Here is a 26,753-nt window from a genome sequence, read left to right as displayed (position 1 = left end):
TTTAGAACAAAATTTCAAAAAGGAGTTATGTTACATGCTAGAGGAAGAAAAGAAGCTGCTAGTTGAATACGGAAAGAAGCTGATTTCAACAGGTTTAACAGCTGGCACTGGTGGGAATCTCAGTTTATATGATCCCAAAAAACAGCTGATGGCTATTACACCAAGTGGGATCGATTATTTTGAGATGATTGAGGCAGATATTGTTTTACTGAATCTTGAAGGAGAAGTCATTGAAGGAAATCGCAAGCCTTCAAGTGAATGGCAGATGCATTTGATTAATTATCAAATGCGTGGAGATGAGATTCGTGCAGTTGTACATGCCCATTCAACTTTTAGTTCGATCCTTGCAACTTGTCGTAGAGATTTACCGGCAAGCAATTATATGATAGCGGTTGCAGGAGGCGATGATGTACGTTGTTCCAAATATGCAACTTTTGGAACGGAGAAGTTGGCTGAGTATGCATTTGAAGCGATGCAGGATCGTTATGCGTGCTTTTTAGCAAATCATGGTTTGTTGACTTGTGGGCCCACACTAAAGGAGGCTTTTTCGGTGGCGACTGAGATTGAACGGTTGGCAGGGCTGCACGTAGGAGCTTCATTATTAGGAAAACCAGTGATATTAGATAAAGCAGACATGGCAAGGGTACATGAGCAATTTCCAAATTATGGGCAATGAGTTGATTTTGATAGTGAGAGAGGAGTAGAAAAATGAGCAAAATAATTGTTGTTGGTGATACATTTGTTTCGTCAGACACATTGAAAAGGGCGGTTGAGACGATGGGATTGCCAGAGCCGTTAGAGATCGTTGCCTTAGAATGGCATACAACGGATTCACCAGAGGAATTCCAAAGAAAGTTAAAGCTGATTGAGGAGAACGGTCCGGAAGGAATTGAACTTCCAGAAGGAATGATGGAGGAACTGCCAGACGCGGAGTACTTATTTGTCCATGTAGCACCCATATCAGGTGAGCTGCTGAATATGGCAAAGAAGTTAAAAATGATAGGGACATGTCGCGGTGGGGTAGAACATATCAATGTAAGCTTGGCGAAGGATAAAAACATTCCGATTATTCATGTTATTCGAAACGCCGAACCAGTTGCAGACTATGCGATTGGATTGATGTACACGGTGACTAGAAATATTGCTCTTTCTCATGCGGCAGTCATGCAAGGAAAGTGGCCTAAAAGTTTTCCCAATGATGCCTCTCGAACAACGCTTTCTGCACAAACAGTGGGGCTGGTAGGCTTGGGACATATTGGGAAAATGGTTGCACAGCGTTTGATAAAACTTGGTGTTAAAGTACTTGCCTATGATCCGTTTATTGATCAAGAAACGCTTTTGGAATCGGGGCTGAATGTACAATTTGTTTCTTTAAATGAACTGTTTGCAGAAGCAGATATTGTTTCTTTGCATATGCGGGTAACGCCAGCGACGGAGAATTTGGTGAATAAGGAATTGTTGGCACTGATGAAGCCCAGTGCTTATTTAATCAATACTGCCCGGCCAGGGATTCTTGATAAAGAGGCCTTTGTTGCAGCGTTGCGGAAACGAGAAATTACTGGGGCGGCGATCGATGTGGTGTGGGAGGAACCGATTCATCCGGATGATCCTTTACTCGAGTTGGATAATTTAGTTATTACCTCGCATATTGCTGGAGATACTGTAGACGCGATTCCTAACTCCCCTTTTTTGTTGGCACGAACGGTAAAAGAGTATTTAAAAACGGGAAAAAGTGAATTTATCATCTAAAAAAGCGCTCCTGAGAAATTAGTTCTCAGGGGCGCTTTTTTGGAGTGCTTCATTAAAAGTATATCATTTTTGCAAAATGACGCTTTAGTGAATTCGTTTTATCGGCAACATGCTTTTCTTACACACGGTCGTAATCTTCTAAGCGAATTTCTTCCAATTCTTCTTCGTTGAAGCCAAGGTCTTTGTCTAAGATTTTTTCTACTGCTCTGATTAGAGAAGCGGCATCTAGTCCATATTTTTTCAGTAGGTATGGTTTTGACGCACCATGAGTCCACTCGTCATTGATTCCAACTTTTATTAATTGTTTATGGAGCTGATGCTCTAGCATTACTTCACCGACTGCAGTGCCAAGACCGCCGATAGTCACATGGTTTTCCATGGTAACTACTCCATGTTTTACTTTTTCAATGGATTCCACTACTAAGGGGTCAGTAAATGGTTTCAGTGTTGTGATATGAACATGTTGAACAGAAACGCCATGTTTTTCCAGCCATTGCGTTGCTCGCATCGCTTCTTCAGTACAGATACTGCTTGAGAACAAGGCGATATCTTCACCCTCTGAAATGACGCGGCCTTTATTGAACTCAGTGGGTTTGTCAGGAGAGAACAGACGCGGCATTTGTCCGCGAAGCATTCTGACATAAATCGGTCCATTGACCTCTTTACAGATATTCAATGCGGATTCAACATCAGTCGCGTCCCCACAATCAAAAATGGTCATATTTGGAATAGTTCGCAAAATACCTACATCTTCAATGGATTGATGGGTAACACCACCAGGAGTAGTGATACCAGGTACAAAGCCTAAAAGTGAAACAGGGAGATTAGGATAAGCGATCGACATTTCTAATTGATCTAACGGTCTGCGATAAAGAAAAACCGCGAAAGTGTGTAAAAATGGTCGAAAACCTTCTCTAGCTAATCCAGCAGCCCAGCTTAGCATATTTTGTTCAGCAATCCCCATAGATAGATACTTTTCAGGGAAAACTTTTGGAAATTCCTTTACCTCGCAGGAGGTCCCTAGATCGGCAGATAAAACTAAAACATCCTCGTTTTCTTGAGCGAATTTAATCATATTTTTTGAATGAACATCTGATTCGATTTTCATAATAAAACTCCTTTCTAGTTTTGCCTACATTTCATTGTAGAACTTGGTATATTTATCGATTTCTTCCCCTTGTTTTAAACGAACAAAATGCAGGATCGGTTTTCTTTCATTTAAGTATGGGATACCTTGAGTCGGGTCAGTGTAGCAAAGAATCACTAAAGGCTTGTTCTTTTCTCCTTGTTTGGCGGCTTCCTCGATAGCCTGGATGTCGTGGCCGTTTACAGAGACCGCTTTTGCACCAAAAGCAGTGAAGCGATTTTCTAAAGGCTCGATGTTCATGACCTTCTTGGTTTCTCCTTCGACTTGCTGACCGTTGATATCAACCAATAAAACTAGATTGTCCAATTCATAAAAAGCAGCAGCTTGAATGGCTTCCCATAATTGGCCCTCTTGCATCTCGCCATCGGACATCATAACGAATACGCGTCCTTCTTCGCCGCGCAGTTTTCGTGCATGTGCCGTTCCGCCAGCGACACTGATTGCTTGATCCAATGTTCCCGCTGCGTTTTCAAAGCCTGGGGTGTGATTGGCTCCGATCATCTCCATTGAATAGCCGTCCCGATTAAACATTTCTAAGGCTTTTTCGTCTAAACGGTTCGCTTCGATCAAAGCCGCATAGACAGGAGCCGCATAATGTGCAGGTGAAATAAAGAAACGGTCATAGGGTGCTTTTAATGAGCCATGGTATTCTGCCCCTTGAATATAATCCATATTCTCCTTAGAAGGGGTCCCTGGAAATTTTTCCGGTAGGCGAGGTGCTTTGCTCTCGCTTAAATTAAGCACACGCAAGTAAAGAGTAGCGAAAAGTTCTGCCGAAGAACATGCCTGTGATAGATAACAGCCATTTCTTTCAATCGTCAGTTTTAATACGTGTTTACGAATGTTCTTTGCGGCTTTTTCTACATCAGCGATCGTATAATTGTTTGCCATAATAAAACTCCTTTTTCATATTAATATAGTTATTTTTGACCGTAATTATTTTGATAAAAATCATATACCTCTGAAGTATATGAGGGTTCTAATGGTTTAAGTGCTGCATTTAGTGTTCGTGCGTAATAGACGCTTTGAGCGGTTTCTTCAAGGATGACAGCATTTTTAAGTGAGTTCGTAGCAGATTTTCCCACGGTAAAGACGCCATGGTTTCTTAATAGAATCGCTGGGCATTTTGTTTCTTTGTAGCATCGTACGATTTCAGCACCAATGGCTTTCTCGCCAACAGCGGCGATTTCAGATAAAGGAATTTCTCTGCCGAAAACAGCGGCAGAAGTTGTTGTATAGATTGGCAGTGGTTCTCCAGCGATTGAAAAAGCAGTAGCATATGGGGAATGTGTATGAGTAATCCCCAAAATTTCCGGACAATGATTGTATACATACAAATGAGATTCAGTATCGACTGACGGTGCCAACTCACCTTCAATCACATTGCCGGCTAAATCTACAACAATCATGTCATTCGGAGTTAAATCATCAAAATGAATACCGCTTGGTTTGATGACCACATATTCAGTTTCTGGATCTTTTGCGCTGACATTTCCGCTCGTCCATAAAACCAATCCATTTTTAGGAAGCGCTTTATTATCTTTGCAAACAGACTCTTTCAATTGTTCAAGCATAACGATACCTCCAATATTGTTTTTTACATTATTTCATCTATGAGAACAATTGTCAATATACCAATAACCCTATTTTTTTCAATGTAACTGAATAAGTTAGTTTTTAACTGGTGTAATCGTTTCCAAAAAAGTATTGACAGATATAAAAACCCATGCGATACTTTTCATAAGTTCTAACAAGTGAAAAAAAGTTCAATAAAGGAGGAATTATTGTGGAGTTGTTACAAAATATCTTAAGTTCATTTGGTGCGGCGGTTGTTGTACCAGTGATGTTGTTCATTGTGGCCTTATTTTTAAAGGTCAAACCTAAGAAGGCCTTTCAGTCGGCTTTGAATGCTGGTATTGGATTGACAGGATTCAATTTGATCGTCAATTCATTTGTTCCAATTGTTACGCCCGTTATCAATAATATGGTTGAGCAAACAGGTGTTAAATTGCCAGTGTTTGATACAGGCTGGCAAGCGACTTCCGTTATTGCTTACTCTACTCAAGTGGGTGTGATCTTCTTAGTAGTAGGATTGGTCTTGCAAGTGGCATTATTCTTAGTAAAATGGACCGATGTATTTATGCCGAGTGATATGTGGAATAATTATTCTTTCATGGTTTGGGGTTCAATGATTTATCTGATTACTGACAACATGGCACTGGCAATGGCCTGCATGATCGTTCAGAACTTGTATGTGATGCTGCTCGGGGAAGTCATCGCGAAACGATGGGCGAATTATTACAATTTGCCAGGGACGACCTTAACTGCACCGCATCATGTGACTTCCGTGCCATATGCGATTGTAATGAACTGGATATTGGATAAACTAGGTGCTGGTAAAATCAATTGGGATCCGGCAACATTGAAGAAAAAATTAGGATTTCTAGGGGAACCCATCACTTTAGGACTGTTTCTTGGGCTGTTGATCGGGATCATGGGGAATTTGAACACGCTAAATACTTTAGATGGTTGGGGCAGTGTTTTTACCATGGGATTAGCGGTATCAGCTGTGATGGCAGTCTTCCCACGGGTTGCGAGTATCTTCGCCTCAGCATTTACCAGCTTGACAAATGCTAGTAAGAAAACGGCAAAAGGCAGCGGGAAGAACCGCGAATGGATGCTGTCAGTGAATGATGCCGTAGGATATGGCGAACCGGCAACATTGATGACGGGGTTGATTTTGATCCCTATCATGGTCTTGCTGGCTATGGTTTTACCTGGCAATGAAGCATTGCCGTTAGTTGATTTGATTGCTTTGCCATACATGGTGGAAATGATTATTTGTATTTCGAAAGGAAATATTTTTAAGGGCGTTATTTCAGGGATTATCTGGTTTACAATTGGACTTTATGTTTGTACCCTAACAGCTCCTTATTTTACGGAGGTTGCAGCTCAAGTTGGAGTCAACATTCCAGAAGGGGCGATGATGATTACTAGTTTTGGGATTTTATATAATCCAGTGATGGCTTTGATTTTCTTAGCGTTCTTGTCAGGAAACTTTTTATGGATGGGAATCGTTATTGTCCTTTATTTAGCAATGTACGTATTGTTCAAGAAAAACAAACAAGCTGTTTGGAGCTTCTTGGAAGGTGAAAAGAACGACACTCCTAAAGAAAAGGTGGTTGCATGAAGGCGTTAGTCAAAACGGAGCCGGGCTACAACAAAATGCAGTTGTTAGAGATCGAAAAGCCTGTCCCTAAAGGAAAAGAAGTTTTAATCAAAGTAAGCTACACCGGAATCTGCGGAACAGATATCCATGGGTTCAAAGGAGAATATGACCGATTGAAAACTCCTTTGGTATTAGGTCATGAGTTTTCAGGTATAGTCGACGCGATTGGTGAAGAGGTGACAAACGTACAGGTTGGTGATTTGGTTACCAGCGAAACGACTTTTGATACTTGTGGGGAATGTGAATCATGTGCAAATAAGGAATACAATCTTTGTTTGAATCGAAAAGGACTGGGCAGTCAAGTGAACGGCAGTTTTGCTGAATACGTGCTGACGCGTGAGGAAAGTGTTCATATATTAGATGAAAGAATCAGTTTATTGGCGGCGTCAATCACTGAACCAATTGCCTGTGGGGTTCATGCCAGTCTAGAAAAAGCTCAGGTTGAAAAAAATGACGTAGCAGTTATTGTAGGACCTGGTCCAATTGGGTTATGCTTAAGTCAGGTACTAAAGAGTGTGGGAGCAAAAGTGATCGTCATAGGAATCACTCAAGATACAGAGCGTTTGAAAACAGCGAAGGAACTAGGTGCAGATCGTGTGATTGATTCGTTGAAAGAAGATGCAGCAGCAGTCATTAAAGAGGTCACTGGTGGAAAGGGAGCAGATTACTGCTTTGAATGCTCCGGTGCAGCACCGGCGATCAAGAACGTTTTTGATTATTTAAAACAAAAAGGAACATTAGTGCAAATGGGTGTCTTTTCTAAAAATTTAAATGAATTGGACATGAATTCAATTGTGCAAAGAGAGATGAATGTGATTGGGTCTCGATCGCAAAAACCGTCTACTTGGCATTTAACGTTAGAGTTGATGAGAGAAGGCAAAATAGATGCTGAGCGCTTGATCACGAAAATCTATCCATTAGACAAATGGGAAGAAGCGATAGAGCAAGTGATGGCAGGTAATGAAATCAAGGTAGTTTTACAGCCGAACAAACAATAAGGTGAGGGATAGCGATGGAAGAAAAAAATCTCGTTGAAAGAAATTGTATTTTACTCGATCAAGATGTCCATTCATTTGAAGAAGTCATTCAATTGATTGGTGTGGAGTTCGAAAAAGCACAGATTGTCAAACCATCATATGTTGACGCAGTGATAGCCAGAGAAAAAACGTTTCCGACGGGCTTAGCTGCGGATGGTCATAACATCGCAATTCCTCATACCGATCCTGAACATGTTTTACGACCGGGGATGGGAGTGGTTATTACGAAAGAACCGATTGAAGTTTCTATGATGGGAAGCCCAGATATCAAACTACAAAGTAGGATCTTTTTCCCATTAGCGATGGAGCACCCGAAGAAGCAGTTGGCTTTGTTGCGTCAATTAATGAGTGTCTTTAAAACTAGAGAAGACTTGGATGCGATCAGCTTGGCTAAGACACCAGATGAGGTCTTAGCGGTAACGAGCAAAATTAAATTTTAAAAAGCAGTATTTGATGTAAGCGTTATACTATAATAGAAAGTAATAACTGAAAATAGGAGGTTTAGAGATGACAGAGATTAAAGTTTTATCTGTGTGCGGCTCTGGCACGGTTAGTTCTGCCATGGTTGGCGAGCGGATTGTAGAATTGCTCGAGGAGCATGGGTATGAGGTAGAGATTCAAGAGGTGAATCCTGGAATGGTTAAAGGAGCAGTTGCGAATGGAGATATTGATTTAGTCGCTTTTACTAGTCCGATTGATCCGGCAGATGCTGAAGGGATACCACAAATAAATTCTGTTGGGTTACTGACAGGTTTAGACGAAGAGACATTTTTAGAAGCAGCACTGAAGGCCTTAAAAGAGATGGGAAAATAATATTTTGGAAGGCTGGATAGGAATGTCCAGTCTTTTTTTGAAAGGAAATCCTGATGATTTTAATTGCTTTAGATCTTGATGGTACAGCACTCGATTCTAACGGAAAGCTAACGGAAAAGGTTATGGAGGCGATTCGACAAAGAACAGAATGTGCAGGGTATCGATTTGCTTTTTGTTCTGGCCGTCCAATGTCAGGGGTATTGCCCCATGCTCAAAGCACAGGTATCGCGGATGATTATCATATTACGTCGAATGGTGCGGTTATTCAAAATGGCCGCGGACAGAAGCTTACGGAGGAACTGCTTGATGTTGAAGTGTATCGAGAGCTGACAGATTATTGCCGTAAAAATGGATTAACCTGCATTGCGGTGAATGACTGCGGAGCGACCACTGCATTTCCAGTTATAAATCTTGGCACATTGGAATTTTGTTTTTTAACCAATAATCAACTGCGAGTTTGTCCAATTAGCGAACTTGATCCAATAGATAAATATTCCAAATTGCTTATTTGTGATAACCCCGATATAATTAAACAGAATAAAAGGAAGATAGAGCAGCGTTTTTCTCAGCATTATTCATGTGTTCAAGGATACCCGACCATGATTGAATTTGCTAAGAAAAATGTTAGCAAGGGGAATGCTTTAGCTGAACTGGCTAACTATTATGGTATTTCTGATAAACAGGTGTTTGTTGTTGGCGATAATGGAAATGATCTCTCGTCGTTTAAACGATTTTCACAATCGATCGCTATGGGAAATGCCACAACCGAATTAAAGCAGGCGGCTCGGTGGCACTGCCCAACGAATGATGAAGACGGCGTAGTAAAGGCGTTGGAGATTATCGATAATTTTATTACATGACTATAGGATGTCTGACCAGTATTTGAACTAGGAGGAAAAAATGGCGAATGATATTTCTACATTATTAAAAGTAGCAGAACTGTATTATTTAGATAGGATGAACCAAAATGATATTGCGAAAATAATTGGGGTATCACGTCCATCCATTTCCAGAATGCTGGAGGAAGCACGAGAAAAACAGATTGTCAAAATCTCGATCGAAGCACCTTTCGAGCGCAATAACACACTGATGATGCAGTTAAAAGAAAAGTTTGATCTGTTGGAAGTCATCGTTGTGAAAGGATTAGGCGAATATGACTATGATTTAGACAACGTGGGAAAGGCTTCTGCAGATTATATCAACGGTGTATTGGCCAATGAGAAAATACTTGGGATCTCATGGGGAGCAACCGTTGAAAAAATGGTGAAGAATTTCCCGGATCATGAGTTAAAAAATGTTCATGTGGTCCAATTGACTGGAAGCTTGGGACCCAACCGGACTGTCATGGATGGAAATGAATTGGTTTTTCGATTGGCGCAGAAGTTAGATGGTCGGCATGAATTTTTTAATGCACCTGCTTTTGTTAATTCGCGGAAACTGCAAGAAGAATTATTGGCACAGCCGCAAATTGATTTGAATATTTCGCTTGGTCGAAAAATCGATGTAGCATTTAGCGGAATTGGAAATATTGAAACAACACGCAATACTTTAGTTTCCTCAGGCATTTTAGATAACCGCGATCTCAACGATTTGGTTGCTGAAGGTGCTGTAGGAACGATGATTGGCCGGGCCTTTGATATTGAAGGAAAAGAAATCCAATACCGCAATCAATTTCCGATTTCTAGCGGCTTGGACTCGTTACGCTTAGCGCCAATCAGTATCGGAGCAGTTTGTTCGAAGAAACGAGCAACGGCAACATTAGGGGCGATTAATGGAAAATTGATTAATGTTCTGATCTGTGATGAAGAAGTTGGCTATGAATTGCTGAGCAGCTAGTATTAATTAGAGTGTGTCCGTAATCGTGGGAAAATGACCGCTATATTGTTTCATAAAATATCCAGAATAGTTAAAACCCTTTTTCTTTAAATTGAAGAAAAAGGGTTTTATTTATTGAGATAAATTTGTTAAATAAAAACTTTACAACTGATAATTGTGTCTGCTTGATTGGTTTACGATGGTGATGTCTCCTTTGTCATACCGATGTCTTGTCTGTGAATATTCAAAGGGGGTGTCGTTTGCTAAGTAGACGGTTTGTTCGATTTCTAGAACTGGATCATCGCTTTGGCAATGAAGATACTCAATGTCATAGTGATCCGGTTTGTCTGCTTTGATCCTGCGATGAGATTGACCGAATGTTAAATGCAAGTTTTCTTGAATGTATTGGTAGATCGATTTTTTTAAGATTTCTTCGGTTATCCCGGGAATCAGCAGTACCGGCATAACGGTGTATTCAATGGCTAAGGGTTCACCATCAAGCATGCGTAGACGAATAATATCATAGACTGGATCATTTTTACTGATCTTCAATTTTTCTTGTTCCTTTTCACTTGGAAAGGTCACATCGAATGAGATAATTTTGCTGTCTAGCTGACCTAAATGGCCGAGCTTTTTTGTCATGCCGCCATAAATACTAGCGTCATAATCATAAACAGATTCAGGACCTTTTACAAAAGAACCAGAACCTTGTTTACCTTCTATCAACCCTTCTAGCTGCAAAATTTTCAAGGATTTTTGAATCGTTACTCGGCTCGTCTGATAAAGTTTTGCCAATTCTGCTTGATTCGGCAGTCTGGATTCTTTTGGATAAACACCATCAATAATTTTTTTCCGTAAATCAACCGCGATATCTTGATAAAATGCCATTTTCTTCTCCTTAAAAAGATAAAAATATGATTTGAAAAGATAGAGGTTTACAACTTTTTCGAAAAAATGAGTTTGAGTTTACAAATCTATAAAGCTGTATTAGATTAGCAATGTAATCGATTGCAAATGCATTGAATTGCTCTGATCCACAACTTTTATCGTAAGTTGTAAGAAGAGTATATCATAGTTGAAAACCACTAAGGAAAGAGAGCGACATTCGCGAGGAGGAGTATTATGGAAAATGGTTTTATGGGGAAACTGACTGAGGTCCTTGGAAATTTTGCAACGAAAGTAAATTCGCTTCGCTACATCATGGTAATCAAGAATGCTTTTGCTTCATTGATTCCTGTCATCATAACTGGGGCATTCGGCACCTTATTTTCAGCAATGATTTTTGATAATGAGAATGGATTGGCAAAAATCAGCGCATTGGGCTTTTTAGCAGAATTAAAGCCCATATCATCCGCTGTTAGCTATGTTACATTAAGTTTTTTAACAATTTATGCAGTTTTTCTTATCGGCATTGAATTAGCTAAGCTAAACAATGTGAGAGGTGTTTTTCCAGGAGTGATTGCGGTAATGAGTTATCTATCCGTCAATCCTTTCGTATATGAATTTGTAAATGCAGATAATATCAATGTTATAGCAGAGAATGTTCTGGCAAAACAATATACAGATACTAAAGGTCTTTTTCTGGGAATGTTTGTAGCCATTGCTTCGATAGAGCTGTATTGCTGGTTAGGTCGGCAGGAACGTCTCAAATTAAAGATGCCGGATACGGTACCGGGAAATGTGTCGGAAAGTTTTTCAGCGTTGTTTCCTACAATATTAACGGTATCGGGTATTGCGACAATAGGATTTGCCATAAAAGCTGTGACTGGTATGTATGCCTATGACATTATTTATAATATCGTTCAGCGACCGTTAGAAGGAATCGTCCAAGGATTACCGGGAATCCTGCTGTTGATGTTTATCGCTCAAGTATTTTGGGTAATCGGAATACACGGAAATCAAATGGTGAAACCAGTCCGAGAACCTTTGCTGCTGGCCGCGATTGCTGTGAATACAGAGGCTTTTGAAGCAGGTAAGGAGATTCCCAATATTATTACCATGCCATTCTGGGACATGTATATGAGTATGGGAGGATCAGGAGTAACGATCGGTCTCTTGATTGCGATTTTTCTTGTAGGCAAACGTGATGACATGCGAGAAATCACGAAGCTGTCCTTCGCTCCAGGGCTTTTCAATATAAATGAGCCAGTTATATTCGGCATGCCTATTATGTTAAATCCTATTTTAGCAATTCCTTTTATTGCGACGCCTTTAATAACGGGAACAATCGGTTATATTGCGACATCATTGGGGTTTGCTGCGAAGGCAGTGGTCATGGTTCCTTGGCCTATGCCGCCGATCGTGAACGCCTACCTTGCAACCGCTGGTGATATTGGGGCCGTAATAACGCAAATTATTTGTATTATCGTATCGATTTTGATCTATTTACCATTTGTAAAAATATCAAATAGAGCAGCTTCAGAGGCCGCCTAATAGCAGGAGGAAAAATAATGGAAATTTCAATACCGAAAGATTTTGTGATTGGAGCAGCATCATCTGCATGGCAAACAGAAGGTTGGAAAGGCAAGAGGGAAGGGCAAGATTCCTTTATTGATAGCTGGTATAAAAATGAACGATTTGTATGGCATGAAGGGTACGGTCCGGGGGTAGCGACAAATTTCATAGAAAATTATGATAAAGATATTGCCTTGATGAAAGAAATTCACTTAACCCACTACAGAACGTCAATTAACTGGTCACGATTTTTTACGGATTACGAGAATTTAATCGTAGATGAGGAATATGCAAAACACATTGACACGGTTATTGATCAACAGATTGAAGCAGGAGTTGAGCCAATGATCTGTTTGGAACATTATGAAGTTCCAAAATACTTGATGGATAAATATGACGGCTGGTCTTCTAAGCATGTTTTAGAGCTTTATGTCCAATATGCACAAATCGCTTTTGAGCGCTATGGTGATCGAGTAAAAAATTGGTTTACATTTAATGAACCAATCGTTGTACAGACGAGATGCTATTTAGACGCTGTTCGCTGGCCGCATGAGCAGAATACCAAAAAATGGATGCTGTGGAATTATCATAAAGCTTTGGCGACTGCTAGAGCAGTTGAACTTTATCATAAAAAACAAAACGGCGGACGGATAGGTTGTATCTTGAATCCAGAAATGGTTTATCCACGCTCCAGTTCCCCAGAAGATCAGAATGCGGCAAAAATGTATGATTTATTTTTTAATCGAATTTTTTTTGATCCAATGATCAATGGAGAATATTCTGAAGAATTGATCGATATCTGTAAAGAGCATGGAATTTATTTTGATCCGACCGCTGAGGAACTTGCGGTCATTAAGAACAATCCTGTTGATTTCCTTGGGATCAATCAATATTATCCTAAACGAGTGCGAGCGCCTAGATATAAATGGAATGATCAAACTCCGTTCCATCCAGAAAAATATTATGAATCATTCGATCTACCTGGAAAGCGAATGAATAACTCACGTGGCTGGGAAATTTATCCGGAGATTATGTACGATATGTCGATGTATCTAAAAAATAATTATCGGGCAATACCGTGGCTGATTACGGAAAATGGGATGGGACGAGAGCAGGAGGAATTATACAAAAATAAGGAAGGTATCGTACAGGACGATTATCGGATCGACTTCATTTCACAGCATCTTTATCATTTGCTGCGAGGCGTTGAAGATGGCTCGACATGTGAAGGATACATGCTGTGGGCGTTTACCGATTGCGTTTCCCCAATGAACGCTTTTAAAAATCGCTATGGACTAGTTCGGATTGAATTAGATAAGCAGCGAACACGATCGTTAAAAAAATCAGCATTTTGGTATCGCTCGTTAATTGATGAACGGAAATTGTTCATTGATGATATAGCCGTGTTTAAATAAACGAAAAAATCTTCAAATCATGGTTAGATGATTTGAAGATTTTTTTTATTTACTTGTTTTAGTAGCTGGATCTAATTTACGTTCTACGATTCCTAAAATCCAGTCAGTCATAATCGCCATTAAAGCTGTAGGTAATGCCCCAGCTAAAATCAAGGAAGTGCCGTCTGTTGCGTTGGTTCCGCGGATAATGATATCGCCTAAACCGCCTGCACCAACAAATGCTCCAATTGCTGTAATACCAATAGCAACTACTAAGGCATTTCGAATACCAGCCATGATGACCGATACGGAAAGTGGCAGCTCAATCATATATAGGCGCTGCCATGACGTCATTCCCATTCCGGTACCAACGTCTAAGGCATTTTTGTCAACCTGACGCATCCCAGTATAGGTATTTTTGATGATCGGCAGTAATGAATACAGAAAGACTGTTAAAATGACAACATTGACACCTAATCCCAAACCGATCATTAAAATCGAGATCATAGCTAGGGAAGGAATTGTTTGAATAACGTTAGCAATTCGAATCACCCAGTTAGCCAATTTATAATGTTTTGAAATGAAGATACCGATTGGAATCCCCACGATTGCTGCAAACAGCACCCCATAGATCGAAATCAGGAAGTGACGCACAAATTGACTGAAAACATAGGCACCATTTGTTTGGAAATAATCAATAAATTGTTGGAACGTATTCATGTTTTCCATTTTCGGCTCACTCCTTTTCGAAATAATTGTGTTGTTTTAGAAATTCTTCGGCAATAACAGAAGGCTCTACTAAATCATTATCGGCACGATAGTTCAGTTTCTGCATTTCTTTCGTAGTAATAGTTCCTTCTAACCGTTTCAAAGCTGTACGGATCTTAGGATTCTTCTTCAAGACCTCATCAGAGGCAATGGCTGCGGCATCATAAGGCGGAAAGAAATGTAGATCATCTTCTAACATGACAAGATCATAGCTGGCAATCCGTCCATCGGTCGAATACCCTAGAACAATATCCATTTTTCCCGCATCAACGGCATCATATACCAAGCCGATCTGCATTGGTAGGATCGATGAGAATTCAAATCCATAGGTCTCTTTAAACCCATCATAGCCATCACCTTCGCGCGTGATCCAAGCAGTATCAACACCTGCTTTTAATTCGCCGGCATGCTTTTTCAAATCACTGACCTTTTTCAAGTTGTATTTTTCAGCAGTGTCTTTACGAACTAGAAAAACATAGGTGTTATCAAAGCCATAGGAAGAAAACCAGGTTTGATGATATCGTTTTTCAAATTCTGTTTTAACTGTATCAAAAGCCTTTTTAGGGTCTTTTTCTGCTGGCAGCCCCAAAGTAGTCGTTAAATCCGTTCCGGTATAACGGGCAGCCGAAATTGACGCATCCTGGTTCATCATAGCTTGATGATTGATGGTCGTAGTTGCCAGATTATTGATAATTGTCGTATCTAAGTCTGTGTAATGCTTGACCATTCCTGAAACAATGTTTGCCAAAATTTGTGTCTCAGAAGTAATTCCTCCGGTGATCCCGATTGTATTTTCACTATCGTTAGAAGCTAGACCAGGAAAAGAACAGCTGCTCAAAAATAGAAGCGACAGGCCAAGTAAGGCGAGCATTTTTATTTTTTTCATGCTTTACTCCTCCCCCCTCAGTGCTGCTGGAGTCATACGGTCTTCTAAGAAACCTAATAATAGGTCAACAATCAACGCCATTAAGATGACAGGCACAGTTCCAGCAAGAATCAAAGGCGGTTGGAAGTTGTTTAATCCACTGAAAATTAAATCACCTAGGCCGCCTGCTCCAATGTAGGAAGCTAGAGTTGCCCATGCGATAACATATACAGCAGCCAAACGAATCCCAGCCATAATCGTTGGAATGGCAATTGGCAATTCGACAGTAAAGATTGATTGCAGATTAGTCATTCCCATTCCTTTAGCGACGTCACGATAATTCCGATCGACATTCTTCATTCCGATAAAAGTATTTCGCAGAATTGGTAATAGTGAATAAATGAACAGGGCAATAATCGCAGGAAATTTTCCTACTCCAAAGAAAGGGATCATTAAGGCCAATAATGCTAGTGAAGGAACTGTTTGTAAAACGCTGGCAATTCCAATCACGAAGTTTGCGATTTTCGGCAGTCGCGTTAGGACGATGCCTAAAGGAACGGCGACTAAAATCCCAAGACCTAAAGCAATGGCAGATATATATAAATGTTCAGCGCTCTTTGTCAGCATTTGCCCACCATATTCATTGATGAATGCTTGCATGATTACGCCTCCTCACTGGTTATGCTCTCAGCTGCATCTCCGAAAGTATCTTCCTCGCCCCAAAGCACATCATAGATGATATCCACTAGTGACACTCTCGTTAAGATACCGACAAGATGATTGCTGTCATCTACTACAGGGACATATTTTACTCCGCGTTTTAGAATCCGCTGCAAACTATCACGTACTAAAGCAGCCTCTTTTACATAGAAGACTTTCGGATTGATAATATCACCGATGCTGGTAGCTTTCCCACGCCGACGCTCACGATCAATCGTTTCAACATCTACAAAGCCTTTTAAGACATTGTCCTCATCTACTACTAATAATGTATCTACCCGTTTTTCCCGCATCAAGCGAATTGCATTTTGCAAGCTCTTTTCCGGTGTAATTGAAACGGCAGTATGCATCATGATTTCGCCAACCGTTGTTGTATCCGGTTTTGCCTGCAGCAGACGATCTTCGCCTAAAAGTTCTTCTACAAACTCATTTGCTGGATGCTGTAAGATATTTTCTGGTGTATCAAATTGAATCACTTTCCCATTGTCCATGATAGCGATTCGGTTAGCTAATTTCAGCGCTTCGTCCATGTCATGAGTAACGAAAACGATGGTTTTGCCTAAACGTTCTTGTAAGTCTTTCACAAGATCCTGCAAAGAGTCACGGGTGATTGGATCAAGAGCACCAAAAGGTTCATCCATCAAAATGACATCTTGGTCAGCAGCAAGTGCACGAACGACACCGATTCGCTGCTGTTGTCCACCTGATAATTCATGAGGATAACGATCAAGCATATCGCGCGGCAGCTCGACTAAATCGATCATTTTTTCTGCCGTTTTGTTTTGTTCTTCTTTGTCTATTTTTAGCAAACGCTGTACAAGAGTAATGTTATCGCGGATCGTCATATGTGGCATTAGTCCGATATTTTGAATGACGTAACCAATCTGACGACGTAATTCAACGGGATTTTTCTTTTGGATGTCTTCACCGTTAATCTTGATCGTTCCCTTTGTCGGATCGATCATTCGATTGATCATTCGCATGGTCGTTGTTTTTCCGCTGCCGCTGGTACCAATCAAACAAATGAATTCTCCTTTATCAAAAGAGAGGTTGATGTCTTCAACTGCTACTTTGTTTCCATTATAAATCTTAGAAACGTGGTCAAACTCAATCATTTTTTGCACTCCTATTCCTGTTTTGTCTGTCAAATTTTACTAACGCGAAAGCTGGACGGACGGTCATTTACTCAAAAAAGTCGATATCCATAGTATGATTTCACGAAATTCATCATTTAAATGGGATTTTGGTATCTTAAATGTAAAAAATTTAACAGACTTATAATTTTAGTATGCTACAAGAAGAGTTTAAAAAGCAAATGAGTCGCTCGTTTGTAGTCATTTTCAAAAAAAGTATGCTTCTTTTTAAGGAGGATAAAATAACTTTTATATTAATCTTTTATCACCTAATTTTACATGTAGTGGTAGAAATAGAAGAATTAAAAAAACGATTTTATAGATTCACAGGAAAATTTTCCTAAAAATGAGAACTTTTTTAATTTGATGGCAAGCTTGAATGAACAGCAACAGACTTTTCTTTGTATGCTTCCCATGATAGAATAGCCGAGGAAAAGAGGAGAAGCTATGTTAACTACAGAAGATTTTGATTTCGATTTGCCAGAAGAATTAATTGCCCAAACCCCTCTAGAAAAGCGTGATAGTTCGCGTTTATTGGTTTTAGATCGGGAAACTGGTCAAATTGCAGATAAACATTTTGATGAGATCATTGATGAATTGCATTCTGGGGATGCTTTAGTGATGAATGACACACGAGTTTTACCGGCTCGTTTGTATGGCGAGAAGCCAGAAACCGGAGGCCATTTAGAAGTACTATTATTAAACAACACGCAAGGGGACGAATGGGAAACATTGATTAAGCCTGCGCGCCGGGCTAAGGTAGGTACTCAGATCGTTTTTGGTGACGGTCGATTGCGAGCAGAAGTGAAGAAGGAACTGGAACACGGTGGACGGATCGTAGAATTTTCTTATGAAGGAATCTTTTTAGAAAATCTTGAGTCATTAGGTGAAATGCCGTTACCGCCTTATATAAAGGAACGCTTGGAAGATCCTGAACGCTATCAAACGGTTTACGCGAAGGAGAATGGTTCCGCAGCGGCGCCAACTGCCGGTTTACACTTTACACCAGAGTTATTAGAGAAAATCGCTGCTAAAGGTGTGAAGCTCGTCTACCTGACACTGCATGTCGGATTAGGCACATTTCGTCCAGTCAGTGTGGATAATATTTCGGAACATCAGATGCACAGTGAATTTTACCGTTTGACGGAGGAGGCCGCAACGCAACTGAATGAGGTCCGTGATAATGGCGGAAAAATCATTGCTGTTGGAACCACGTCAATTCGTACGTTAGAAACCATTGGGACAAAATTTGATGGTGAGATTCGAGCGGATAGTGGCTGGACAGATATTTTTATCACACCTGGCTATGAGTTTAAAATTGTCCAAGACTTTTCAACAAACTTTCATTTGCCAAAATCCACTTTGGTGATGTTAGTGAGTGCCTTTGCTGGACGTGAAAAGACATTAGCTGCTTATCAGCATGCAATTGAAGAACGCTATCGTTTTTTTAGTTTTGGCGATGCAATGTTTGTAAAATAGCAGAAGGAAAGTCAACGGAATATTTCGTTGACTTTTCTTTGTAATGATGGTCAAATCGAGTGCAAACAAAAAAGCCAGGCTCTCGATTGCCTGGCTCTTAGAATATCGGAAGGATTAGTTCATTCGAATTTATATTACTTTTTATGATACATGCAAAGTATTACATGAATTTCTTGACTATAAACATAAATATTTGTTTTTACTACGTTTTCACTTTTATTCAGTTTTAAGAAACTTTTCTTACTTACGTATCTTTTTACTTGTGTGTTTGATGTACTACTCAACCTCGGATACGCATTCACTATTTATAAGGAAATACTTCACACGTACACTCTTGACAACTTTTTGGTGAATCCTGTATTACTAACAATTTTACTGTTTACTTTTTTCTACTTTCTTATCGAGAAATCCTTCGAATGATCTAAGTTCCTCCTTCCTTGTATCTATAATATAGCACACTTGAATCTAATTTGGAAGCGATTACACCTAGTTATTTTGAATGTTCAAATTTGTTTCTTTTTGACGAAAAGACAAGGTGTATGCTTTGAGTTCATCTACTTTTCTGTGTTATAGTAAAAATATAGACAGTTTTTTTATAACAAAAGGAGGAGTGGGATGGAACCCTACAAAGAGAAAGTAGATACCGTGATTAGTGAATATGATGCCGATTCGACTAATGGTTTGACGGGGATGAAAGTGAAGGATCAAATAAAAAATAACGGTAAAAATAAGTTTGAAGAGGCTGCGAAGGAATCGCTGACAAAAAAGTTCTTTCATAGTCTGACAGATTTCACGACGATCATCTTATTGGTTGCAGCAGTTATTTCTCTTTATACTGCAATAGCGACTGATCATGGGGATTATTTCGAAAGCTTTTTAATTATCGCGATCGTTGTAATCAATTCAGTTTTGGCTATCGTGCAGGAAGGAAATGCAGAAAAAGCATTATCGGCGCTGCAAGATATGAATAAGCAGACAGCCACTGTCATGCGGGATGGAAAGCAAGAGGAGATCGATGCGGAAGAACTGGTGCCGGGAGATACATTACTGCTCGAATCGGGTTCAATGATTACTGCAGATGCCAGGATCATAGAAGCTTCACAATTACGAGTAGAGGAATCTGCCTTGACAGGTGAAAGCGAACCGGTTATGAAGGATCCTGAATACATAGGTGAGGATGGAGCCGCTTTAGGTGATCGTCTAAATATGCTGTACAAAGGGTCAACGGTAGTAAATGGTCGCGGAAAGGCGATTGTTACCGCGACAGGCATGAAAACTGAAATGGGAAAAATTGCTGGTCTTTTAAATAGTGATGAAAACCAAAAAACACCTCTGCAAAAACGATTAAATCAGTTAGGAAAACGAATTAGTTTGATCGCTTTGGCAGCTGCGGCTTTTGTGTTTTTCATTGGAGAGATGCAAGGCGAACCAATGTTAGACATGTTTATCACTGCGATTTCCTTGGCGGTTGCTGCTGTTCCTGAAACATTGACTGTTATTGTAACCTTGACATTAGCCTATGGTGTGCAGAAGATGGCGCAGAAAAATGCGATTATTCGCAGATTACCAGCCGTAGAAACATTAGGATCAGCAAATGTAATTTGTTCCGATAAAACTGGCACATTGACGCAGAATAAAATGCGTGTTCGTCGAGTTTGGACTCACGGGGATTCTGTTGTTGATACTGAGGAAGGTATGACAGAAGAAGCGATGGAGGTTCTAAGCATTGCTGCTTTGTGTACCGATGTTATGGTGGAGAATGATGACAATGAGTTAGAGATCAAGGGAAATCCCACAGAGGCGGCGATCGTTCGCGCGGTAGAAGAAAATTATCATACAAAAGCTGAGCTGGAAGAAAAATATCCGAGAATTGGTGAGATTCCTTTCGATTCTGATCGAAAAATGATGACGACTGTACATAAGCGTGGAAAGAAATTTATCTCTATTACTAAAGGCGCTTTTGATGTATTATTGCCAAAATTCCATTATGGAGATGTTGATCAGGCCGCTATTGTCAATGATCGATTTGGGAAGAAAGCCTTGCGAGTTATTGCTGTGGGCTATGCTATCCATGAAGAAGAACCAAAGGAAATCACTCCAGAAGCGTTGGAAAAAAATCTGCGTTTGATGGGGCTGATTGGTATGATCGATCCGCCGCGTCCAGAATCAAAGGCGGCGATTGCACGTGCTAAAAAGGCAGGCATCAAAACAGTGATGATTACCGGCGACCATGTAGTTACTGCCGGAGCTATTGCGAAAGAATTAGGAATCATGAAGAGCCGTAAAGAGGCAATTTCTGGTGCCCAGTTGCAAAAAATGAGCGATGACGAGTTAGACGGCCGCGTTAAAGATTTATCTGTTTATGCGCGAGTGACGCCAGAAGATAAAATTCGTATCGTTAAATCTTGGCAGCGTACAGGTGCAGTTGTAGCTATGACAGGTGATGGAGTCAATGATGCGCCAGCTTTAAAGGCAAGCGACGTTGGTTGTGCTATGGGGATTACTGGGACGGACGTAGCAAAAGGTGCTGCTGATATGGTGCTGACCGATGACAATTTTGCGACGATCGTTGATGCAGTAGCACGTGGGCGCTCCGTTTACCAGGGAATACGCAAAGCGATCAACTTTTTATTGAGCTGTAATATTTCAGAAATTTTTATCGTAGTCATTGCGATGCTGCTAGGTTGGGGCGCGCCATTTACTGCAGTTCAACTATTGTTTGTGAATGTAGTAGCGGATGGACTGCCAGGTTTTGCTTTAGGGAGAGAACCGGCAGAGGCTGGTATCATGGATGAAACCCCGATCCCTCGTGATGAAGGCATCTTTGCGCGCGGATTGTGGAAAAAGATTGGCTTGAATGCAGCAGTCTTTACGGTAGTTACTTTGCTTGGTTTTTACGTAGGAGCATTTGTTGAGCACATTAGCTACTTTACACCACCAAGCTCAGAAGTCGGGCAAACTGTAGCATTCTTAGTCTTAGCATATTCTTCTATCCTTCATGTTTTTAATGTACGAAGCAGCAAATCTATTTTCAAAATTGATTTGGCAACGAATAAATCATTGGCCCAAATGGCTTGGTTAGCTTTGGGTATTACGACGGCAATTGCTTTGATTCCACAAACCCAAGAATTATTTTATTTAGTGCCAATCAGTATGAATCATTGGATTATTGCAATCTTGCTTTCGATTGTACCAATCATCGTGAATGAGTTGATTAAATTCCATAAAGCGCCAGAAGTAGATCCAGAAAATATTTAAAGCATATTCAAGCCGTGAATAAAAAAACCTTCGATGATTCAACGCAATCATCGAAGGTTTTTTGCCATCTATTATTTACGGTTGGTAATCGTAACAAGTAACGATTATTTCTTTTAGTTCACTAATTAATGGTTCCTTAGGGTTTGCTGTCGTACATTGGTCTTCGTAAGCTAGTTCAGCCATTCGGTCAACTGTTGAAGCTAGTTTTTCCTGTGTCACACCTTGAGCTTTTAAACTCATGTCGATACCGACCGATACGCCTAGCTCATATACAGCAGCAGCTAAAGCTTCAACTAATTCAGCCGTTGTTTTTCCTTTTAGACCTAGGAATTTCGCGATATTCGCATAATCTGAATCAGCACGGAAGTAGTCGTATTTAGGGAACATCGCATGCTTTTGCGGATCTTTGGCATTGTAACGGATGATATGCGGCAATAGGATTGCATTCGTACGTCCATGAGGAATCCCATATTCACCGCCAATCTTATGAGCGATGGAGTGACAGATACCTAGGAAGGCATTGGCGAACGCCATACCAGCCATAGCAGAAGCATTATGCATCTTCTCACGAGATTCCTCATCGCCATTTTTTACAGATTTTTCTAAATAATCAAAGACGATTTGGATTGCTTGCAAACTTAATCCGCGAGTATAATCTGAAGCCATTACTGAGACGTAGGATTCGATTGCATGAGTCAGCACGTCCATGCCAGTGTCAGCAGCGATTGAAGATGGCAATGTCAGGACAAACTGTGGATCAATAATCGCTACATTTGGTGTCAACGCATAATCGGCTAAAGGATATTTCACGTGTGTTTCACTGTCAGTAATAACGGCAAATGGCGTAACCTCAGCACCTGTACCCGAAGTTGTTGGAATACAGACTAATTGTGTTTTTTCCGGCGGCTTGATACCGTAAGTTCGTTTACGGATATCTAAGAACTTTTGCTTCGCGCCAAAGAATGATGTGTCTGGGTGTTCAAAGAACATCCACATACCTTTCGCTGCATCCATTGCAGATCCTCCACCGAGGGCGATAATTGTATCTGGTTGGAAGTTAATGATCATTTCCAAACCTTTATAAACGGTATTAGTTGAAGGATTTGGTTCAACGTCAGAGAATACCTCCACCTTCACATCATTTTTGCGTCTTCCAAGAGCTTCTCTGACAATATCGGCATAGCCAAATTGGACCATTCCTGGATCACAAACAAGCATGACGCGTTCCACATTTTCCATTTGAGCCAAATACAACAAAGAGTTTTTTTCAAAATAGATTTTTGGTGGAAGCTTAAACCATTGCATGTTTTTTCTCCGTTTCGCTACAGTTTTGATATTGATCAAATCAAGGGCAGATACGTTATGAGAAACAGAGTTCTTTCCGTAAGAACCGCATCCCAATGTGAGTGATGGAATTAACTCGTTGTAAATGTCTCCGATACCGCCTTCAGATGATGGGGAGTTGATCAAGATCCGGCAGGCTTTCATACGGAGACTGAAATCCAACTCAACATTGGCATCTTCTGTATGGATGACTGCGGTATGCCCCAAACCGCCTAATTCTAACATTGCTTCAGATAAATCAAGACCGTGCCCGGTATTATTCGATTTAATCATTGCTAGAACAGGAGATAATTTTTCACGAGATAATGGATAATCAGGACCGACGCCATCAATCTCAGCTATTAACATTTTTGTTCCTTCTGGAACGCCGATACCGGCTAGATCAGCGATCGCTTTTGCAGATAGGCCGACGATTTTGGGATTAACGGCATATTTACCTTCATTCATTACGACAGCTTCTAACTGGCGTAGTTCGTTTTTCTTAACAAAGTACACTTGATGTGCCTGAAATTCCTTTTTCACCTCTTCATAGATTTCCTTATCGACGATCACCGCCTGTTCAGAGGCACAAATCATACCGTTATCAAATGTTTTTGAAACAAGTAAGTCGTTGACTGCCCGTTTTATATTGGCTGTTTTTTCAATGTATGATGGAACGTTTCCTGGACCTACACCTAGAGCGGGTTTTCCGGTTGAGTAAGCTGATTTCACCATGGCTCCGCCGCCTGTTGCTAGAACGATCGCAATGCCTGGATGATTCATTAAGCCTTGGGTTGCATCAAGCGAAGGCTGCTCAATCCATTGGATACAGTTTTCTGGAGCGCCTGCTGCGATTGCTGCATCTCGTACGATCCGAGCAGCTTCAGCAGAACACTTTTGCGCACTTGGGTGAAAGGCGAAGACGATTGGATTCCGAGTCTTGATCGCGATGAGTGATTTAAAAACAGTAGTCGATGTTGGATTGGTCGTAGGTGTTACACCGCAAATAACGCCTACTGGTTCAGCTATTTGAACAAGATGTTTTTGCTTGTCCTCATAGATCACCCCGGCGGTCTTATCTTGTTTGATATTGTTCCAAATATATTCAGAAGCGTACATATTTTTGATCGCCTTGTCTTCAATAATTCCGCGACCGGTTTCTTCTACCGCCATCTTAGCCAACAGCATATGCTTGTCTAGTGCGGCCATCGCCATTTCGTGAACAATTTGGTCCACTTTTTCTTGATCAAAGCGTGCTAAAACTTTTAAAGCCTCGTTTCCCTTTGTTGCTAGCTCATTGATCATGGCTTCAACATCGATTGATTCTTTCTTTTTCTCGTCAGTTGCTTTAACCATTTTTTCCCTCCTAATATTTTTTAACACATTCATCGTAATTGGTATACCCGGACATGTAAACGCTTTATTTTAATAAATATTTATTTCACAATGCTTTTTATAAGTGAAAATTAAATGATATAACTTATTGGACTATTCTAGTTATTCTGTTTTGGTATAGTCTTTGTGGACAAAGCTGGTATTTTGAAATTATAAAAATTACTGAACAGTAAAATGTATTGATGATTTATTTATTTGAAAATAATGAAAAAATGCTGTCTTTGTATTTTGTTGAACAAGTAAGAGTCTTCTTAATTTACAGAAGTCTTAAACCCTCAATAGAAAGTTGCAAAAGCAGGTTAAAACCAGTATCATGATACAAGTTGCAAACACATACATATATAGAAGAAAGTAGGAAATTAAATGACAGAACCTGCCATTTCTTATCGCTTAATAAAGAAAGAAAAACATACAGGAGCACGTCTTGGAGAGATTATTACGCCCCATGGGACGTTCCCGACACCAATGTTCATGCCGGTGGGAACACTAGCGACTGTAAAAACAATGTCGCCTGAGGAATTAAAAGAAATGGGTGCTGGTATCATCTTGAGTAATACCTACCATCTTTGGCTGCGTCCTGGAGAGGATTTAGTTGCTGAAGCAGGCGGTTTGCACAAGTTTATGAACTGGGATCAGCCGATCTTAACTGATTCTGGCGGTTTCCAAGTCTTTTCTTTAGCAGATATGCGAAATATCGTCGAAGAGGGCGTTCATTTTAAAAATCACTTAAATGGCTCAAAAATGTTTTTGTCGCCAGAAAAAGCGATTGATATTCAGAACAAATTAGGCTCAGATATTATGATGAGCTTTGATGAGTGTCCGCCATTTGATGAAAGCTATGATTATGTTAAAAAATCTGTTGAACGCACATCTCGTTGGGCCGAACGTGGCTTAAAAGCTCATGCTAACCCCACAACACAAGGCTTATTTGGTATCATCCAAGGAGCCGGATTTGAGGATTTGCGCCGTCAGAGTGCCAAGGATTTAGTTAGCATGGATTTTCCAGGCTATTCTATTGGCGGACTTTCCGTAGGAGAACCAAAAGAAGAGATGAATCGCGTCTTAGAGTTCACGACTCCGTTGATTCCAGAAAACAAACCTCGGTACTTAATGGGAGTTGGGGCAGCTGACTCATTGATTGATGGCGTGATTCGCGGTGTTGATATGTTTGATTGTGTATTACCTACACGTATTGCTCGTAACGGAACCTGCATGACATCTGCAGGGCGTTTAGTCGTTAAAAATGCGAAGTATGCTCATGATTTCCGTCCGTTAGATGAAAAATGTGATTGCTATACTTGCCGCAATTACACGCGTGCTTATATTCGCCACTTGATTCATTGTGATGAGACCTTTGGAATTCGCTTAACCTCTTATCATAATCTATACTTTTTGATCAATTTAATGAAACAAGTTCGTCAAGCGATCATGGATGATAATTTATTGGAATTTCGTCAAGCGTTTTTCGAGGAATACGGATTTAACAAGCAAAACGCAAAAAGTTTTTAAAGGATAGATAAAAACGCTAGTGTAAGAATGGAAACTTTGTTACAGTTAAAAGTGGAATTACTAAGATTGCGAGGGGAAATTTAAAAATGGGAAACTTTTCAATGATTATCTTACTTGTGTTGATGCTAGGGATGTTCTTTATGATGAACCGTTCTCAGAAAAAACAACAGCAAGAGCGTCAAAGTTTATTAGATGCAATGAAAGTAGGAGATGGGGTCGTAACTATTGGCGGATTGCACGGTGTAATCTCTGAAATCAACAATAGCGACAAGACGGTTACCTTGGACTGTGAAGGTATTTTCTTAGTATTTGACCGCTCTTCAATTAGAACTGTCAAATCTGGTGTAGGTCCGACAGCCGCTCCTGTGGAAACAGAAGTTGTTGAGCCTGAAACAATTGCTGCTGAAGAAGTAACTGAAGAAAAACCAGAAGATAAAACCGACGATAAGTAGGAGCGATAGCTTACTTAAAATTGTCTAAGGAAGGTGCGTATTTATACGCGCCTTTTTTTGTGGTCATAATGAATCAGCATGTCGTTTAAAAACCAGATTCCTTAGTGTGAGTAAAAAATTAGGCATATAAAGTTTCAAGAATCACCTCTGTTTTAATAAATATTTTGAGAAAATAAAAAGAGCAGTATTTTATGGAATAGATGTAGCAAAACA

General features: G+C 40.2%; 23 protein-coding genes. 14 read left to right on the top strand and 9 right to left on the bottom strand.

Translation table 11 applies throughout. The features are described 5' to 3' along the window. The first annotated feature begins 34 nt into the window (after positions 1-34). Together IGI67_RS10375 and IGI67_RS10370 are read left to right on the top strand one after the other, a co-directional pair. Positions 35-676, top strand: coding sequence for an L-fuculose-phosphate aldolase (locus IGI67_RS10375; RefSeq protein WP_429957657.1), 642 nt, complete (start codon positions 35-37; stop codon positions 674-676). A 32-nt stretch (positions 677-708) separates the two neighbouring features. After that, positions 709-1,749, top strand: coding sequence for a 2-hydroxyacid dehydrogenase (locus tag IGI67_RS10370; RefSeq protein ID WP_429957656.1), 1,041 nt, complete (start codon positions 709-711; stop codon positions 1,747-1,749). A 118-nt stretch (positions 1,750-1,867) separates the two neighbouring features. Here IGI67_RS10370 and IGI67_RS10365 read toward each other — a convergent pair whose 3' ends face one another. From IGI67_RS10365 to IGI67_RS10355, 3 genes are read right to left on the bottom strand one after another with little or no spacing between them, the layout of a single operon-like run. Then, the gene (locus tag IGI67_RS10365; RefSeq protein ID WP_207107518.1) at positions 1,868-2,857 is read right to left on the bottom strand and encodes a transketolase family protein; all 990 of its coding nucleotides are present in this window, start codon (positions 2,855-2,857) and stop codon (positions 1,868-1,870) included. A 24-nt stretch (positions 2,858-2,881) separates the two neighbouring features. Then, complete coding sequence (locus IGI67_RS10360) at positions 2,882-3,787, bottom strand: transketolase (protein ID WP_207107519.1); 906 nt, start codon at positions 3,785-3,787, stop codon at positions 2,882-2,884. 29 nt (positions 3,788-3,816) lie between these two features. Beyond that, on the bottom strand, positions 3,817-4,470 hold the full coding sequence (locus IGI67_RS10355) for an L-ribulose-5-phosphate 4-epimerase (RefSeq protein WP_207107520.1): 654 nt from the start codon (positions 4,468-4,470) through the stop codon (positions 3,817-3,819). A gap of 212 nt (positions 4,471-4,682) precedes the next feature. Here IGI67_RS10355 and IGI67_RS10350 point away from each other — a divergent pair, with 212 nt between their 5' ends. From IGI67_RS10350 to IGI67_RS10325, 6 genes are all read left to right on the top strand, one after another. Continuing rightward, on the top strand, positions 4,683-6,086 hold the full coding sequence (locus tag IGI67_RS10350; RefSeq protein WP_207107521.1) for a PTS transporter subunit IIC: 1,404 nt from the start codon (positions 4,683-4,685) through the stop codon (positions 6,084-6,086). Beyond that, positions 6,083-7,123: a zinc-dependent alcohol dehydrogenase gene (locus IGI67_RS10345; protein ID WP_207107522.1), complete on the top strand. Its 1,041-nt coding sequence runs from the start codon at positions 6,083-6,085 to the stop codon at positions 7,121-7,123. Before IGI67_RS10350 ends, IGI67_RS10345 begins: the two co-directional genes overlap by 4 nt. Before the next feature lie 14 nt (positions 7,124-7,137). Further along, positions 7,138-7,602 carry a PTS sugar transporter subunit IIA gene (locus IGI67_RS10340; protein WP_207107523.1) on the top strand — a complete coding sequence of 155 codons (465 nt, stop codon included), beginning with the start codon at positions 7,138-7,140 and terminating at the stop codon, positions 7,600-7,602. A gap of 67 nt (positions 7,603-7,669) precedes the next feature. Next, complete coding sequence (locus IGI67_RS10335) at positions 7,670-7,975, top strand: PTS sugar transporter subunit IIB (RefSeq protein ID WP_207107524.1); 306 nt, start codon at positions 7,670-7,672, stop codon at positions 7,973-7,975. Positions 7,976-8,028: 53 nt separating this feature from the next. Then, positions 8,029-8,835, top strand: a complete 807-nt coding sequence (locus IGI67_RS10330) for a Cof-type HAD-IIB family hydrolase (protein WP_207107525.1) — start codon at positions 8,029-8,031, stop codon at positions 8,833-8,835. A gap of 40 nt (positions 8,836-8,875) precedes the next feature. Beyond that, complete coding sequence (locus tag IGI67_RS10325; protein ID WP_207107526.1) at positions 8,876-9,811, top strand: sugar-binding transcriptional regulator; 936 nt, start codon at positions 8,876-8,878, stop codon at positions 9,809-9,811. Between the two features lie 141 nt (positions 9,812-9,952). Here the strand turns inward: IGI67_RS10325 and IGI67_RS10320 are convergent, their stop codons facing one another. Further along, a complete protein-coding gene (locus IGI67_RS10320) occupies positions 9,953-10,678 on the bottom strand; it encodes a GntR family transcriptional regulator (protein WP_207107527.1) in 726 nt (241 codons plus the stop codon). A 234-nt stretch (positions 10,679-10,912) separates the two neighbouring features. Here IGI67_RS10320 and IGI67_RS10315 point away from each other — a divergent pair, with 234 nt between their 5' ends. Together IGI67_RS10315 and IGI67_RS10310 are read left to right on the top strand one after the other, a co-directional pair. Beyond that, positions 10,913-12,223 (top strand): PTS sugar transporter subunit IIC, encoded by a 1,311-nt coding sequence (locus IGI67_RS10315; protein WP_207107528.1) that lies wholly within the window; start codon positions 10,913-10,915, stop codon positions 12,221-12,223. A 17-nt stretch (positions 12,224-12,240) separates the two neighbouring features. After that, the gene (locus IGI67_RS10310) at positions 12,241-13,659 is read left to right on the top strand and encodes a glycoside hydrolase family 1 protein (RefSeq protein ID WP_429957655.1); all 1,419 of its coding nucleotides are present in this window, start codon (positions 12,241-12,243) and stop codon (positions 13,657-13,659) included. Between the two features lie 45 nt (positions 13,660-13,704). On the opposite strand, the gene IGI67_RS10305 is transcribed toward IGI67_RS10310, so the two are convergent. Genes IGI67_RS10305 through IGI67_RS10290 form a run of 4 tightly spaced genes read right to left on the bottom strand, consistent with a single transcriptional unit; the run spans position 13,705 to position 17,106 of the window. After that, positions 13,705-14,367, bottom strand: coding sequence for an ABC transporter permease (locus IGI67_RS10305; RefSeq protein ID WP_207107530.1), 663 nt, complete (start codon positions 14,365-14,367; stop codon positions 13,705-13,707). Between the two features lie 7 nt (positions 14,368-14,374). Continuing rightward, positions 14,375-15,292 (bottom strand): osmoprotectant ABC transporter substrate-binding protein, encoded by a 918-nt coding sequence (locus tag IGI67_RS10300; protein WP_207107531.1) that lies wholly within the window; start codon positions 15,290-15,292, stop codon positions 14,375-14,377. A 3-nt stretch (positions 15,293-15,295) separates the two neighbouring features. Continuing rightward, positions 15,296-15,931, bottom strand: coding sequence for an ABC transporter permease (locus tag IGI67_RS10295; protein WP_207107532.1), 636 nt, complete (start codon positions 15,929-15,931; stop codon positions 15,296-15,298). Positions 15,932-15,933: 2 nt separating this feature from the next. After that, on the bottom strand, positions 15,934-17,106 hold the full coding sequence (locus IGI67_RS10290; RefSeq protein ID WP_207107533.1) for a betaine/proline/choline family ABC transporter ATP-binding protein: 1,173 nt from the start codon (positions 17,104-17,106) through the stop codon (positions 15,934-15,936). Positions 17,107-17,571: 465 nt separating this feature from the next. Here IGI67_RS10290 and queA point away from each other — a divergent pair, with 465 nt between their 5' ends. Both queA and IGI67_RS10280 read left to right on the top strand, forming a co-directional pair. After that, positions 17,572-18,603 carry a tRNA preQ1(34) S-adenosylmethionine ribosyltransferase-isomerase QueA gene (gene queA, locus IGI67_RS10285; protein WP_429957654.1) on the top strand — a complete coding sequence of 344 codons (1,032 nt, stop codon included), beginning with the start codon at positions 17,572-17,574 and terminating at the stop codon, positions 18,601-18,603. A 615-nt stretch (positions 18,604-19,218) separates the two neighbouring features. Then, positions 19,219-21,861 carry a cation-translocating P-type ATPase gene (locus IGI67_RS10280; protein WP_429957653.1) on the top strand — a complete coding sequence of 881 codons (2,643 nt, stop codon included), beginning with the start codon at positions 19,219-19,221 and terminating at the stop codon, positions 21,859-21,861. A gap of 75 nt (positions 21,862-21,936) precedes the next feature. On the opposite strand, the gene adhE is transcribed toward IGI67_RS10280, so the two are convergent. Beyond that, the gene (adhE, locus tag IGI67_RS10275; protein WP_429957652.1) at positions 21,937-24,540 is read right to left on the bottom strand and encodes a bifunctional acetaldehyde-CoA/alcohol dehydrogenase; all 2,604 of its coding nucleotides are present in this window, start codon (positions 24,538-24,540) and stop codon (positions 21,937-21,939) included. A 402-nt stretch (positions 24,541-24,942) separates the two neighbouring features. Here adhE and tgt point away from each other — a divergent pair, with 402 nt between their 5' ends. Together tgt and yajC are read left to right on the top strand one after the other, a co-directional pair. Next, positions 24,943-26,088 (top strand): tRNA guanosine(34) transglycosylase Tgt, encoded by a 1,146-nt coding sequence (gene tgt, locus IGI67_RS10270; RefSeq protein WP_207107537.1) that lies wholly within the window; start codon positions 24,943-24,945, stop codon positions 26,086-26,088. A gap of 86 nt (positions 26,089-26,174) precedes the next feature. Then, positions 26,175-26,540: a preprotein translocase subunit YajC gene (gene yajC / locus IGI67_RS10265; RefSeq protein WP_207107538.1), complete on the top strand. Its 366-nt coding sequence runs from the start codon at positions 26,175-26,177 to the stop codon at positions 26,538-26,540. Positions 26,541-26,753: the final 213 nt, after the last annotated feature.

Origin of the sequence: Enterococcus sp. AZ196 (assembly GCF_050498845.1) — a bacterium.
GTDB lineage: Bacteria > Bacillota > Bacilli > Lactobacillales > Enterococcaceae > Enterococcus_A > Enterococcus_A murrayae.
The sequence above is the reverse complement of the archived record's forward strand: the minus strand, read 5'-3'. Positions and strand labels throughout refer to the sequence as shown.